The 13,740-nt window shown below is 48.0% G+C and carries 12 protein-coding genes; 10 read left to right on the top strand and 2 right to left on the bottom strand.

What is annotated here, in order from left to right; all coding sequences use genetic code 11:
* Positions 1-164 (top strand): DUF805 domain-containing protein (locus Q0095_RS04765; RefSeq protein ID WP_297881855.1); only part of this gene is annotated, 164 nt, incomplete at its 5' end.
* A 141-nt stretch (positions 165-305) separates the two neighbouring features.
* Here Q0095_RS04765 and Q0095_RS04760 read toward each other — a convergent pair.
* The gene (locus Q0095_RS04760) at positions 306-887 is read right to left on the bottom strand and encodes a Crp/Fnr family transcriptional regulator (RefSeq protein WP_297881853.1); all 582 of its coding nucleotides are present in this window, start codon (positions 885-887) and stop codon (positions 306-308) included.
* Positions 888-1,014: 127 nt separating this feature from the next.
* Between Q0095_RS04760 and Q0095_RS04755 the strand changes: the two genes are divergently transcribed.
* The 3 genes from Q0095_RS04755 (at position 1,015) to Q0095_RS04745 (ending at position 5,160) form a co-directional block, all read left to right on the top strand.
* Positions 1,015-1,581, top strand: coding sequence for a hypothetical protein (locus Q0095_RS04755; RefSeq protein WP_297881851.1), 567 nt, complete (start codon positions 1,015-1,017; stop codon positions 1,579-1,581).
* Between the two features lie 13 nt (positions 1,582-1,594).
* Positions 1,595-4,042 (top strand): molybdopterin-dependent oxidoreductase, encoded by a 2,448-nt coding sequence (locus Q0095_RS04750; RefSeq protein WP_297881849.1) that lies wholly within the window; start codon positions 1,595-1,597, stop codon positions 4,040-4,042.
* Between the two features lie 401 nt (positions 4,043-4,443).
* Positions 4,444-5,160 (top strand): hypothetical protein, encoded by a 717-nt coding sequence (locus tag Q0095_RS04745; RefSeq protein ID WP_297881847.1) that lies wholly within the window; start codon positions 4,444-4,446, stop codon positions 5,158-5,160.
* Between the two features lie 275 nt (positions 5,161-5,435).
* Here the strand turns inward: Q0095_RS04745 and tpx are convergent, their stop codons facing one another.
* Complete coding sequence (tpx, locus tag Q0095_RS04740; RefSeq protein ID WP_297881845.1) at positions 5,436-5,960, bottom strand: thiol peroxidase; 525 nt, start codon at positions 5,958-5,960, stop codon at positions 5,436-5,438.
* 89 nt (positions 5,961-6,049) lie between these two features.
* Between tpx and Q0095_RS04735 the strand changes: the two genes are divergently transcribed.
* The 6 genes from Q0095_RS04735 (at position 6,050) to Q0095_RS04710 (ending at position 13,523) form a co-directional block, all read left to right on the top strand.
* A complete protein-coding gene (locus Q0095_RS04735; RefSeq protein WP_297881843.1) occupies positions 6,050-7,528 on the top strand; it encodes an NINE protein in 1,479 nt (492 codons plus the stop codon).
* A gap of 178 nt (positions 7,529-7,706) precedes the next feature.
* On the top strand, positions 7,707-8,030 hold the full coding sequence (locus Q0095_RS04730) for a DUF805 domain-containing protein (protein ID WP_297881841.1): 324 nt from the start codon (positions 7,707-7,709) through the stop codon (positions 8,028-8,030).
* 217 nt (positions 8,031-8,247) lie between these two features.
* Positions 8,248-8,760, top strand: a complete 513-nt coding sequence (hutX, locus tag Q0095_RS04725) for a heme utilization cystosolic carrier protein HutX (RefSeq protein ID WP_297881839.1) — start codon at positions 8,248-8,250, stop codon at positions 8,758-8,760.
* Positions 8,761-9,781: 1,021 nt separating this feature from the next.
* Complete coding sequence (locus Q0095_RS04720; RefSeq protein ID WP_297881837.1) at positions 9,782-10,381, top strand: disulfide bond formation protein B; 600 nt, start codon at positions 9,782-9,784, stop codon at positions 10,379-10,381.
* A gap of 20 nt (positions 10,382-10,401) precedes the next feature.
* Positions 10,402-11,010 carry a cytochrome C gene (locus Q0095_RS04715; protein WP_297881835.1) on the top strand — a complete coding sequence of 203 codons (609 nt, stop codon included), beginning with the start codon at positions 10,402-10,404 and terminating at the stop codon, positions 11,008-11,010.
* Positions 11,007-13,523, top strand: a complete 2,517-nt coding sequence (locus Q0095_RS04710; protein ID WP_297881833.1) for a molybdopterin guanine dinucleotide-containing S/N-oxide reductase — start codon at positions 11,007-11,009, stop codon at positions 13,521-13,523. The genes Q0095_RS04715 and Q0095_RS04710 overlap by 4 nt, the downstream gene beginning before the upstream one ends.
* The last annotated feature ends 217 nt before the right edge of the window (positions 13,524-13,740 follow it).

Raw genomic sequence — 13,740 nt, 5'->3', positions numbered from 1 at the left:
GACTACATGACACCGATAGAAGCGGCTGGTTTTATCTGTTAATTCTTGTCCCGATAATAGGCTCAGTAGTATTGATCGTATTTTTTATCCAGCAAGGCACTAACGGAGGCAACCGCTTTGGAGACGATCCGTTGCGACCTGCAAGTAGAGGCTCGATTTTTTAAACGTAGCTTTGTAGCACACATAAGCTTCGCAAATAAGCTAAATTTAGGGCTAATTACATTTTGGTTTTAGCCCTTTTTACTAGGCGGTTTCGCTCAAAATAGCCTTTTGCGTTTAAATTTAGATCCGCCGCGAGATTCAAACTACAAAATTTTAATTCTATTTCCCTTTAATTTCATGATCTTTTTGTCGTTTACGAGTTTCGTAATCGCCTGGGAGACGTTTTGGCGAGGCGCGCCGAGCAGGCTTGCAAGCGTCATTATATTAAAGGGAAGCTCCACGATCTTGTCTGCGTTTGCGATGCGATTTAGAAAATTTAAAATTCGCGTCTGGATTTTCGCAAAGACGATCTCTTTTATCAAAATCCGCTGCGAGTGGAGGTTTTTAATAAGCGCGTTTATGATCGAGCTTGAAAACTCGTCTCCAAGCAGCTCGAAAAGCTCCGAGATATTGATCTGCAGCGTCTCGCAGTCGCTTAAAATTTCAAGGCTCGTGTTTTTATCCAAGCAGACGTAGGCGCCGCTTTTTACGAAGCTAAAGATAAATTCCTTGCCGTTTTCATAGCAGTTTAGCTTCGCTCTGCCGCGCAGCAGAATGATAAATTTAAACTTCTGCGCGTAGATCACGTCGCCGCGTGCGTAGCTCTCGCGTCTAAATTTAGCAATACGCTCCTTGCTTAAAAAGTCGAATTTCTCACTGTAATCGTTATTTAGTCTATCTATCATAGCAGCTCTTTGCATAAAATTTCACGTAAATTTTACATAAAAAGGATAAATTCGTCGCAATCGCGACAAATTTAAATTTATTTTTGATTTATAATTCGCGTTAAAGACAACCTAGAAAGGATACTTTATGAGGAAAATTTTTATCTCATTTATCTGTGCGTGTTCGCTTTTCGGCGGCGAGGTAATCTCCAAAACCGCTACGATCTCGCAAGACGGCAAAGCAATCGGCGAGGCTGAAATTTTAACGCCGATCGAGGTGATATCCAGCGAAGGTGGCGTTACCAAGATTAAAATCAAAGGCGTCGTGAGCGAAAACTATCAGCTTCAAATCCAAAAAAATATGAAAGAGGCTGAAATTTACGCGATTTTTACGAATGAAGCCGAAGCAAATTTTAAAAAGGGCAAAAAGCTCGAGGATGATTACGGCGAGATCTGGTACGAAGCCGAGGGGATTTACGAGATCAGTTCGGATGCCGTAGCTAAGGACGCTAAGGCGCTTTATGCGGAGGCAAAGACGAACTACGAGCAGATCTGCTCGGCGTGTCACCGCCTGCATGAGCCAAAGAGCTTCACGGCAAATCAGTGGCCTGCAAATTTACAAGAGATGATCAATGCAAACTACGTAGCGCTCGAGGACGACGAGCTAAATTTGATCATAAAATATCTACAACACAACGCAAAAAAACCTGAATGATAAAGGAGATCAGATGAAAAGGCGAGACTTTTTAAAGGCAGGGATTTTAGGCGCAAGCGCAGCAAGCGCTAGCAGGATCGAGGGGGTTTCTCAGACGATTTTTGATAACAAAAAGGTATTCGGCGCGAATAGATTCGGTACTTTTTGGCTAAATTTAAACTCGTCGCAGATCGTTTCGGTAAGCGAATTTGAGGGCGATAAATTTCCAAACACGATGAATTACAGCCTGCCCGATAATATCCAAAACGAAAACCGCGTGCTCTATCCGATGGTGCGCAAAAGCTATCTGAAGGCAAAAGGCGCGGCAAAGAGCGAACTGCGCGGCAAAGAGGAGTTCGTGCGCGTTAGCTGGGACGTAGCGCTTGATCTAGCGGCGAAAGCGCTAAAAGAAAATTTCGACAAATACGGCGCCGAGGCGATCTATGGCGAGTGCTACTGGTGGGGCGGTAGCGGCAAGATCGGCTGGGGACGCACCGTAGCGCACCGAATGCTTAAAATTTTAGGCGGCTACGTAGAGGAAAGCGGCGATTACTCCACTGGCGCGGGGCTCGTCATCATGCCTCACGTGCTGGGCTCAAGCGCCGTTTATGACGCGCCTACTACGTGGAAAGCGATCGTCAAAAACGCCAAAAACGTCGTATTCTGGGCGACTGATCCTGCGGTAACCAATCAAATTTCATCCATTCCGCCTACGCACGACGGCTATATCGGCATGCAAGAGCTTAAAAAATCGGGCATCAAAACCTACAGCGTAAACGTGATGAGAAACGACACCGCGCGCTACTTCGGCAGCGAAGATATCATCGTGCGCCCAAACACCGATACCGCCCTCATCATCGGTATGTGCCATTATCTCTTTACGAACAACCTCTACGACGAGGAATTTATCAAAAAATATACCGTCGGATTTAATAAATTTAAAGCGTATTTTCTAGGCGAGAGCGATAAAATCGTAAAGGATGCAGCTTGGGCGAGCAAAATTTGCGGGCTTAGCGAGGATGCTATTGCGAAATTTGCTACAGCGCTTGCAAAGGAGCCGACTACGATCTTGATCGGTCGCGGTTTGCAGCGCGCAGATCACGGCGAGCAGCCTTTCTGGGCGCTAGTGGCGCTTAATGCGATGCTGGGATATATCGGCAAGGAGGGTCTCGGCTTTGAATTTAGCCTGGGCTACGGCTCTGCGGGCGCTACGAATAAGGTGGCTCCGATTTTAAAGGGACTTAGCACACGCATAGATGAGAAATACGAAAACACGGGCTCTGCGCCTTGGAAAAGCGCGAAAAATATCACCATCCCGTCCTCTCGCAGCATAGAGGCGCTGGAGCATCCAGGCAAGCAGATTGACTACGACGGCACCAAGATCAAGCTGCCGCATATGAGAGTCGCTTATATGGCGTGTGGATCGATGTTTACGCGCCATCAAGACGTGAATAATATTGTGAGGCAGTGGCGTAAATTTGATACCGTCATCACCGCCGAGCCTTACTGGACGAGCACGGCGAAGCTTAGCGACATCGTGCTTCCCGTCGCGATCGAGGTCGAGCGCAACGACATCAACCAAACGGGCGCTACGGGCGAATATATAGTCGCTTACAGACCTGCAATCGAGCCGATGGGCGAGAGTAAGAGCGACTTTTGGATCTGCGAGCAGATCTGCAAGCGCTGGGGATACGGCGAGGTCTTTAGCGAGGGCAAGGATGAGCTAGGATGGATGAAGGAATTCTACGCCGATGCCGTAGAGCAAGCCAAAGGCCTAAATATAACGATGCCTAGCTTTGAGGAATTTTACGACAAAGGCTTCGTGCGCTTTGAAAAGGACGACGAGAGCAGCGCACTATACACGCGCCTTGCGGCATTCCGCGAAAATCCCGCCAAAAACCGCCTAGGCACCCCATCTGGCAAGATCGAGCTTTACTCACCAACGATCGCCAAGATGGGCTATGCCGACTGCCCGCCGATGCCTACTTGGATTGAACCTAAAGAGTGGCTGGGGGATGCGAAAAAGACGGCGAAGTATCCGATCCACGTCGTAAGTCCGCACTCTCGCTACCGCTTGCACAGCCAGCTAAACAATTCGATCATCAGAAATTTTGCCGAGGTTAGCGGCAGAGAGCCGGTGCTAATAAATCCAAAAGATGCCGAAGCTCGCGGGCTTGCGAACGGCGACATCGTGCGCGTTTTCAACGATCGCGGCGAAATTTTAGCGGGCGTGCTCGTTACCGACATCGTGCCCGAGCGCGTCGCAGCGATCTGCGAGGGCGCGTGGTACGATCCCGAGGTTTGGGGCGAGAAGAGCCTCTGCCAGCACGGCTGCGTAAACGTGCTTACGTTCGATAAAGGCACGTCAAGTCTTGCGCAAAGCAACTCGGCTCACACCGTGCTTGCTCAAATTGAGAAATTTAAGGGAGAGATTAAGCCGATACAGGCGTTTAGTAAACCTAAAATCTTACAATCTTTGTAGCGCGTTGTCTCGTGAGTGCTTTTTGCGGAGCTAGTAAAATTTCGGCTCGATGAACTATACGTTCTATCTACGCCGAAATTTTACGTCGCAACCACAAAAATCATCTCAAAACAAGCGTAGCGTTTTTGCAAAGCAAAATGTTTCTGTAAAATACTTCCGCTTGTCTTTTTGGCGGCGCATCGTCTCGCGAGCGTCTTTAAATGAGTTTGAAAATTTTGGACTGCGGCAGACTACTTGTCTAGCCTTAACTTAAAATTTCTGCACAACTCTCAAAATCATCTCGCGATACTTCCGCTTGTCTTTTCGCGCTCAAATTTGCAATTTGTTGAATTTGGGTGTAAATTTTGCGCGAACTAAAAACTCTGCTAAAATTCGCTCAAATTTAACCCAAAGGCCGCGCCGTGCAAATCTCAAGTTTGATCCGAAATTTTATCCGCAAACGTATCGTTTCAGAGTCTGTTTTGCTACCTTTTTTCTATCCTGATGAGGGCGAGTTTGAGAGCTTTCAGGAGGGATATAGGCTCGCTAGCCGCAAAACTGGCGAGGAGCTAGCAGACGACGCACCGGGCCAGTGGCGCAAGAGCTGGCGGGTCATCGCGCGTAACGGCATGGACGATCCGTTTTTCGTCGATTTTGCCCTCGGGGACGCCTCGCCCGTGTATTTTGCCTATCACGGCGCCGGCTCTTGGGAGCCGATTAAAGTCGCGGACGACATCGTTAAATTTGAAGAAATTTTAACCGCACTTGCCGCACTTGAGGCGCCTTGCTCGCTTGAAGCGATCGCGCCGTTTGCGGATTTAAACAACGAATTTTACCGCGAACTAGCAGACGACTACGCAATGAAAGATGAAGCGCGCGAGGAGCTGGGATATAAATATTTCAGCGTTTTTATCGAGGATCTGGGCACGGACAAGGTAAAAACGCTCGTGTTTTTAAAGAAAATTTTTGATGACGAGAGCTTTGCGGCGACTAAAGAGAGGGCGCAAAATTTGCCGCTTTGCGTATTTAGCGGCATAGAGGAGCTGGCACTACCGCTGCAAGACAAACTCGCCTCGCTCGGAGTTAAATTTTACGCACAGGAGATCTCTTTTAGCGAGTTTATCGCGCGGAGTGGCTAAGCGGGCAAATTTAAAATTTCAACTCCCGCTATGGCTAAATTTAAAATTTAGCAGCAGGCGATCCTATAAATTTTGTTCTCATCTGCTTACTATCGCAGTGCGTTAATAGCTTTGCGTGCACCGAAGCGCAAATCAAAGCGTAAAATCAAAATTTAAAATTGAAGTAGAATTTTAAGCGCCCTACTTCGTTTTTTACTTGCAGTAGGGCGAATTTGCTTAAAGTAGTGAACTAAAGCAAGGCGAAAATTATCCAAACCTTGGATCTATTATCTTGCTCAGTTAGAGCAGCTGTTGCGAGCGACGAGCTCTGCAAAATCCAGCGCTGCGTCGTAGTCGGGCTCAGAGGCTATGTCGCTTACGAGCTCTTTATAAACCACAACGCCTGCGGTATCTATGACGAAGATCGCTCTGGCGCTGAGACCTGCTAATGCGCCGCTGGCGATGAGAGTGCCGTAGCGGCGGCAAAATTCCTTATCGCGGAAATCGCTTGCAACGCGTAGATTTTTGATCCCCTCAGTCGTACAAAACCTCCCCATCGCAAACGGTAAATCCATCGAAACGACGATTACTTCAGTGTTAGGAAGCGATGCGGCGCGCTCGTTGAACTTACGTGCCTCCGTCGCGCAGACGGGCGTATCTAGCGATGGCACAGCGACGATGATTTGCACGTGCTTGCCGCTAGCGATCTCAATTTCGCTTAGATCTTGAGCTACTAAGCGCACTTGCGGCGCGCGATCGCCTAGATTTATCTCTTGCCCGCTTAGCTCTACAGGCTTTCCTTGAAATGTTACTTTTGACATTTTTGTCCTTTGTTTTGAATTTGTAGCGGCGAATATACAAAAATTCCTTAAATTTCAGGTAAAATTGCTTTAAAAATCAAGGAGAGCAGATGGGCGAAGATATTTGGGGCGGCAGCAGTAATCCTGCATCGCTAACCAGTATAAGACGTAAAAGTGGCGAAGAGAAAAAGCCCCTGGACGAGAAACCACAGGAGCAATCTGAGAATTTAGATTTAGCGCAAGAAGCTCTTGCGGCGGATGATACTAGCGAGCAAAATTCTGCGACTCGGAATTCTATAGAGCAAAATTCCACTTCCATAAGGCAAAATTTTACTCCACAAAATTCTGCGGAGCAAAATTTAGCTTTTGCAGCTCAAGGCTTGGATGAAGAAAATTCTATTTTGCGAGATTCTGCCGCGACAGGCTCTAGCGAGCAAGATTCTAACGCTAAAAGTTTTAATTCTACTGAAAATGCTGCGAACTCGCAGAATTTTACAGAGCAGAATTCCACTTGGCAAAATTCAGCTTCCTCAAATTCCGATAGAATTAGCTCTGCGCAAAGCTCAGATAAGGCTTACGATCTAAATAAAGCCTACGTATTTTATATGTTCCTCGGGCCTTTCGGCGCGCATAGATTTTATCTTGGGCGTATAATCTCCGCGATTTTTCAGCTTTTAGGCGGGCTGCCATTTCTCATCTGGCTTTTTTTAGTAGTGGTTGCTGTCATGTGGACGAGTATAGAAAGTAACGATCTGTTGGCGCTTGTAAACTCATCTCGTCCGGATTTGGGCGTGCAAGCATCAGACCTAAAGGATATAGAACAGGGCTTTTTTCATTTTATGGTTATTTTCTCGGTGCCTAATGTTTTGTTTTTGATCTGGCTTATTAGCGACTTTTTTAGGTTGCCTGATATGGTGCGAAAGCTAAATATATCCATAGGCGCGGGAGCAATCCTGTATGCTTATGCGGATGATGCTAAAGAACAGAGCGAAAACCTATCTACTGCCAAAACTACCCTTTACATAGCGTTTGGGCTTGAGGCGTTAAATGCGGTAGGCAGATATATCAAGAATGTAGATAAAGTGGGTGCGTTGGAGGGCGTCGGACTTATATCGATGATATGCCTAGCTGTGGGGCTATATTTTTTAGCGCGCGCTATACGCAGCACGGATCTACTATCAAACGCCGTGCTAGTCGGGGTTTCTTCGGCTATAAGCGCAGTAAGCACTATATTTGTAGGATTTGAATTGTTTAATCCATCAGTTTTTATGATAAGCATTTATTGTGTATGTACAGCGGTATATCTGATCTATCAGCTGCTAGTTAGTAAAGAGCTTTACGATTGCAGCGGAGAGAAGAACTATCTAAGAGCGTTTTATGTTATTGCAGCTACGGAGATAGTAACTCTGGTCTTGATAGCGCTTGACTCACAGCTTTTCGCCTTAGTATTTGCCATAGGGTGGTTAGCTTCGGTAATTCTAAATGTTTCGGCGGTTTATGGCACTAGAGAGGTTACCGCTTCAAAAGGTGGCTACAATCTAGCGAATCTGGCGTATCACGTAAGGCAGATGAACGGGCGGGAGTTTTAGGTATTTAAATTTAAGGGGCGATTAGTATAATCCTATATTATTTTAAAAAAGGAGTTTAAAATGACTTTTATGGAGTCCGTGCAAACTTGCGTCAAGCAAAAATACGCCGCATTTAGCGGGCGAGCATCAAGGTCGGAGTACTGGTTTTTTTCTATTTACCGTGCTTGGCGGGATTGTTTTGAGCTTGATAGATGGCGTTTTAGGCACTACGATAGGGTACAATCAAATAATAGCCGGCAAAATAGTCCATCAAGAAATCGGCATTATAGATGCGCTTTTTCAGCTAGCCATGCTCGTGTCAGCCATCGCCGTATCAGTTAGGCGACTACATGACACCGATAGAAGCGGCTGGTTTTTTCTGCTTATTTTAACGCCGATCGTGGGTGCTTTTTTCGGGGATATCGGGCTTTTGGTATCATTTGTGGGCTGGATAGTGCTGCTTGTATTTTTCGTGCAGCGCGGCGATAGCGGGTCCAATCGCTTCGGATATGATCCGCTATGATAAAGCTCTAAAGCTTTGCGGAATTTTAGAATTCTAAAATTCCGTGCAGATAAAATTCTTTGTATTATCACTTAAAATTCTACGCATAAGCACTTTGCAGCGCTAAATTTTTCTTAAAATAAGCTTTTCAATTACGGTTTAATTGATTGCCGTTATCTGTAACTTAGAATTTTTATATTATAATGGTGCTCAAAATTTTATTTTAGAAAGGATGAAAATGAAAGAGAGAATCGAGGTGCTGTTCGCGCAAAATCCTAAAATTTCGATCGCGCAGATCTGCAAGGAGCTAGGCGCGAAGGAGATCGACGTGCTGCTAAACCTGCCCGAGCGCTTCGGAAAGAGCGCGGGCGGCGATAAATTCTGCGAGGTCATTAGGGAGCTTGAGGGCTGGGGCGAGGTGCTTTTCGTAAAAAATACGCCGAGCTTCATCATCGAGTTTAAAACCAAGATCCCAAGTGGCAAGAGCGCGCGCGGATATTATAATTTCGGCATGGGCGCAAACGGCGATGAGGCGCACGGGCTGGGCATTTTGGCGGGTCATCTAAAGACGGATGAGATCGATAAAATCATCCTCGTGACGCAGACTTTCATGGGGATGCTTTCAAAATTCGTGGGCTTTTACGACAAGGCGGGCGAGAATATCTTTAAAATTTACGTCTCGCGCGATGAGAAAGGACAGCTTCTAGCCGAGCAAGACGCGAAATTTGAAGCGCTAAAAGCCGCGATTTAGCGCTCGCACAAAACTCATCTTGCGCGGTTTGCGTAAAATTTGCTCTTGTCGGGTATTTAGGCTTGATCTCGCCCTTTGCGCGCGAGATCAAATCCGTAAAATTCTACTGCGAAATAACACTGCGTGCACCCCTGCGCGTTTGTGCGCAGAAATGATCCGTGCCGCGCTTTCTTTATCTCCCGCCTATGCGCATTTATGGTTTTGATCTGCGGCGTAGAATCGCCTCCTTTTCTCGCTGCCTTCATTCAGAATCGATCTTGTCGGTTTAATTTACCAAACCGACTTTAGCGCGCAGGAATAGTTTTTCGAATTTGACGCAGAATCGTCCTTTTCTTCATTTTATCCTCAACGCGCGCAGTATCTTGGGCGCAAAGAGTTTAAATTTAAACGGGCTCGCGGCAGGGCGAATTAAACGGATAAAATTTAGTCGGAGGATTTATGCAGCGGCGTTTTTTGGCGGCCTCAAATTTTAAATTTTAGATTTGCTGCGCTGCGCTATCGTAAGGTGTAAATTCCGAGTGCGGGCTATTTTGATCAAGCGCAGCTTCGGGCGATCACAATTTTAAGCGCGCATGATTTTAAAATTTGCGCCGCGCCGCTAGCTTTATTCTATCTTGTCGCGCCGGGTTCCGTTCTACCGCGCCTATCTTCTGCCGCATCTCGTCTTGCCCCACTCTCCTTTCTGCCCCGCGCCCACTTTTTTCAAGAAAGGCGTGTGACCTAGATAAAACCGCCCTACTTCGGATCAAAATTTTATTTTTCCTCAAAACAGATCCCGACAAAGACAAAATTTTATAAAATCTACCGTTTTAATTTCATATCTCAAAAACTTTCCGCCGCCACGCAAGGAGCGTAAAATTTTAAAATTGAAATTTTATACGTTAAGCTTAAAGCTTATAAAACTCCGATATTTAGGGCAATACAGACTCGAATTTTTATCTTTTATTGCTATAATTCCCTCATAAATTTAAATCTTAAGATTAAAAAGTATTCTTAAGAATTTTATAAGATGGAGGAGATCTTGAATAGATTGATTTTGAAGATTTACGCGTGGCAAAATACTGCCACGCCGTGGTTTTGGCTCTTTGTGATAAGCGCAGGCTATCTTGCGACATCATATTTTTTCTTTCAGCGCTGCCTTTTTATGTCGCCTACGCAGATGAGCACCCTCGTACGTCTGGGCTTTGCCGTAGCGGGCGTGGGCGCGCTCATCGGCTTGCTGCTGCCGTTTGGCTTCATAGCAAGGCTCATTGCCTACGTGCTTGGTTTTGCGGGCGCGATATACGGCTATTTACAAAGCTCCGCGCCGCACCCTGCCGCAGATACGGCAAATTGCCTCTCAGCACCCGCTTTCCCTTTTGCGGCGCCGCTTGATAGCCTGCTACCGGAGCTATTTCGCCCCGCAAGTTGCACGGGCACCCCGTCCTTCCCCGCAGGCACCGCACTTAGCGATGTGCAGAGCTTTTTCGGCGGATTTTACGGCGAGGGATTTTATCTGGTGCCGAGCATTAAATTCGCAGACGCGGCGCAGTGCGCGCAGGTAGCGTTTGCGGCATTCGCAGCGATTTTGGCCGTGATGTTTGCGGGCTTTTTATACGGCAGATTTACGAGAAGTTTTTAAAATTTTAAGAAAGGATAAGCATGAAGTTTTTAAATTCTATTGCGGCTGCGGCAGCTCTTGCGGCAGCGATCGCAAGCTACGCTGGCGCCGAGGTTAAGGCGGGCGAGACGCTTTACGGCACGGTGCTAAAGCAGATAAGCGTAAGCGGCGATTTGTCGCACAAGGATGGTAGGCTGCTGCCCACAAACGCCATAGAGGTGCTGGAGGCCAAGGACGGAGCGGTAAAATTTTCGCTCACGGGCTATCAAAATCCAAAGGCGCCCAACGTTATTTATTTTACGCCTAAAGCGCGCATAATCGCAGTGGCGTTTTCGAAGCAGGCTAAATTTCAAAGCGAGAGCTTGGGCGAAGAGGACGGCTTTAATAAGGTTAAAATAACCGCCTACACCGACGAGGGCGCACTAAGCGGCGACGTGGATAAAATTTTCGCCGAAGCCAAAGAAAAATTCGAAACCTCGTGTAGCGTCTGCCATGCCTTGCATCAGCCCGCAAGCTACGAGGCAAACAAATGGCCCGGCTACATTAAATCGATGCTTTCGCGTACGCCTATTAGCGAGGACGAGAGCTGGGCGGTGGTGCAATATTTACAAAAGCACTCTAAAGATGTCAATTTAAAGGAGACGAAATGAAAAGACGAAATTTTTTAAAGCTCGGCGCGGCGGTCTCGGCGCTTCCGCTCATCCCAAGCTCGATGCTTGCGGCGGATAAACTCACCGCGCTTAAGAAAAACGGCGAAATTTTAACCGCGGCGCGGTGGGGAATTTTAAAAGCGAGCGTCAAAAACGGCAAGATCGTAAAATCCGCACCGTGGAAGATCACCTCTAAAATTCCAAATACTCTTCAAAATACGATGGCGGATCTCGTTTATAACACGCGCATCAAGGCGCCGATGGTGCGAAAATCCTACCTCGCCGACCCAGATAATCCTAAGCCGGAGCTTCGCGGACTTGACGAATGGGTCGAGGTAAAATATGAAGACGCGATCAAACTCGTCGCGCGCGAGCTTAAAAAGACGCGCGAGCAAAATGGTGCGGACTCGGTGTTTGCCGGTAGCTACGGCTGGCAGAGCACGGGCAACGTGCATGTCTCAAGGACGCTGCTTCATAGATTTATGAACTTAAGCGGTGGCTTTACGGGCGTCACGGGCGATTACTCTACGGGCGCGGCGCAGGTCATAATGCCGTACGTAACGGGCTCAAATCAGGTCTATGAGCAGCAAACCTCGTGGCCGGTGGTGCTTGAAAACTCCAAAGTAGTGGTCTTTTGGGGGCTAAATCCGATCTCTACGCTTCGCGTAGCGTGGACGAGCTCGGACGAGCAGGGATTTAAGTATTTCGAGCAGCTAAAAAACAGCGACAAAGAGATCATCATCATCGATCCGATCAAAACCGTAAGCGGCAAGTATTTCGAGGGCAAAGCGCGATGGATCGCGCCGCGCCCGAACACCGACGTAGCGATGATGCTAGGCATGGCGCAGCATCTCTACTCGCAGGGCAAATACGATAAGGAATTTTTACAAAACTACACCGTGGGCTTTGAAAAATTCGTGCCGTACCTCACGGGGCAGAGCGACGGCGTGGCTAAGACGCCCGAGTGGGCGAGCGAAATTTGCGGCATTGGCGCGGACGTGATCAAAGAGCTTGCGATAAAATTTTACGAAAATCGCACGATGATAATGGCGGGTTGGGGTATCCAGCGCGCTCATCACGGCGAGCAGGCACACTGGATGATCGTGACTTTGTGCGCGATGCTAGGACAGATCGGACTTGCCGGAGGGGGCTTCGGCTTTAGCTACCATTATGCTAACGGCGGCGCGCCTACCTGCGCGGGCGGCGTGATCGGCGGAATGAACGCGGCTAGCGTCGGCGTCGTTAAGGACGGCAAATTTTTAGGGCTTGCGCAGGATCAGAAGCAAGGCGGCGAAGCAGCCCAAGCATGGCTGGTAAATACGGCGAAGGTTGCCTTCCCTCTAGCTCGCATCGCGGACGTGCTGCTAAATCCGGGCAAGACGATCGACGCGAATGGCGCAAAGATCACCTATCCGAAGATAGATTTTATCTACTGGGTCGGCGGAAATCCTATCGTGCATCATCAAGATACTAACACCAATATCAAGGCTTGGCGCAAGCCGCGCACTATCGTAGTGAATGAAATTTACTGGACGCCTACTGCGAAGATGGCGGACATCGTGTTCCCGACCACTACGGAGTATGAGCGCAACGACATCACGATGAGCGGGGACTACTCCAACATGCACATCATTCCTATGAAGCAGGTCGTCGCTAAGCAGCACGGCGCGAAGGACGATTATCAAATTTTTACTGACCTTTGCAAGGCTTACGCTGAGGGGCTTGCCGAGGCTTATACGGACGGCGGCAAAACGGAGATGGATTGGATCAAAGAATTTTACGAAGGAGCGGCAAGCGCCGTGAATGCAAACACCGCTTTGGGAATACAGATGCCGAGCTTTGAGCAGTGGTGGGAGAAAAACGAGCCGACGGAATTTCACGAAACGCCAGAGAGTGCTGCGTACGTGAGCTTTGAGGATTTTAGAAACGATCCCGTTTTGGAGGCTTTGGGAACGCCTAGCGGGCTGATTGAAATTTACTCCGACACGATAGAAGCGATGAACTACAAAGACTGCGGCGCACATCCGATGTGGTTTGAGCCCGTCGAGTGGCTCGGGATGAAAGATAAGCCTGCGAAATTTCACTTGCTCGGCCTGCATCCGCTTGATCGCTTGCATTCGCAGCAGAGCAACACTTCAAATCGCAAGAGATACGCCGTCGCGGATCGCGAGCCGGTGTTAATAAATACCGAGGACGCTAAGGAGCTCGGCATCAAGCAGGGCGATCTGGTGCGCGTGTATAACGCTCGCGGCGAAATTTTAGCAGGTGCGAACGTAAGCGATGACATAATGCGCGGCGTAGTGCAGATATTCGAAGGCGCGTGGTACGATCCTAACGCCGAGGGGCTTTGCAAAAATGGAAATCCGAACGTGCTTACGATCGATCTGCCTACGAGCGAGCTTGCCAACGGCAACATCTCCCACACGGCGCTGGTGGATATCGAACTTTATAAACACAAGGCGGGCGAAGATATCAAACTAACCGCATTTATGCCGCCTAAAGGGGCGAAGTAGGGATTGGGAGCAGTTTAGGTTTTAAGACTGGCTCATTGCCGGCTTGGACTATATATGCCGATCCTCTACAGGCTTTAGCCAAACTCGCCGTGGTTTTGCTACGGCGAGGCATATCAATTTCGACTTGCCGCAGCTTTACGGCTGTGATGGGCTGAGGTTAAATTCTGAATTGCCCAAAGCTTTTCTACCTTGGCGACGGGCTGAGTGAATTTTACCC

Origin of the sequence: uncultured Campylobacter sp. (assembly GCF_938045535.1) — a bacterium.
Classification (GTDB): Bacteria; Campylobacterota; Campylobacteria; order Campylobacterales; family Campylobacteraceae; genus Campylobacter_B.
The sequence above is the reverse complement of the archived record's forward strand: the minus strand, read 5'-3'. Positions and strand labels throughout refer to the sequence as shown.

What these genes read in the sequence shown, in the direction of transcription:
- Q0095_RS04760 (WP_297881853.1), bottom strand. Translation starts at nt 887, where the DNA reads ATGATAGATAGACTAAATAACGATTACAGTGAGAAATTCGACTTTTTA.
- Q0095_RS04755 (WP_297881851.1), top strand. Translation starts at nt 1,015, where the DNA reads ATGAGGAAAATTTTTATCTCATTTATCTGTGCGTGTTCGCTTTTCGGC.
- Q0095_RS04750 (WP_297881849.1), top strand. Translation starts at nt 1,595, where the DNA reads ATGAAAAGGCGAGACTTTTTAAAGGCAGGGATTTTAGGCGCAAGCGCA.
- tpx (WP_297881845.1), bottom strand. Translation starts at nt 5,960, where the DNA reads ATGTCAAAAGTAACATTTCAAGGAAAGCCTGTAGAGCTAAGCGGGCAA.
- Q0095_RS04735 (WP_297881843.1), top strand. Translation starts at nt 6,050, where the DNA reads ATGGGCGAAGATATTTGGGGCGGCAGCAGTAATCCTGCATCGCTAACC.
- hutX (WP_297881839.1), top strand. Translation starts at nt 8,248, where the DNA reads ATGAAAGAGAGAATCGAGGTGCTGTTCGCGCAAAATCCTAAAATTTCG.
- Q0095_RS04715 (WP_297881835.1), top strand. Translation starts at nt 10,402, where the DNA reads ATGAAGTTTTTAAATTCTATTGCGGCTGCGGCAGCTCTTGCGGCAGCG.
- Q0095_RS04710 (WP_297881833.1), top strand. Translation starts at nt 11,007, where the DNA reads ATGAAAAGACGAAATTTTTTAAAGCTCGGCGCGGCGGTCTCGGCGCTT.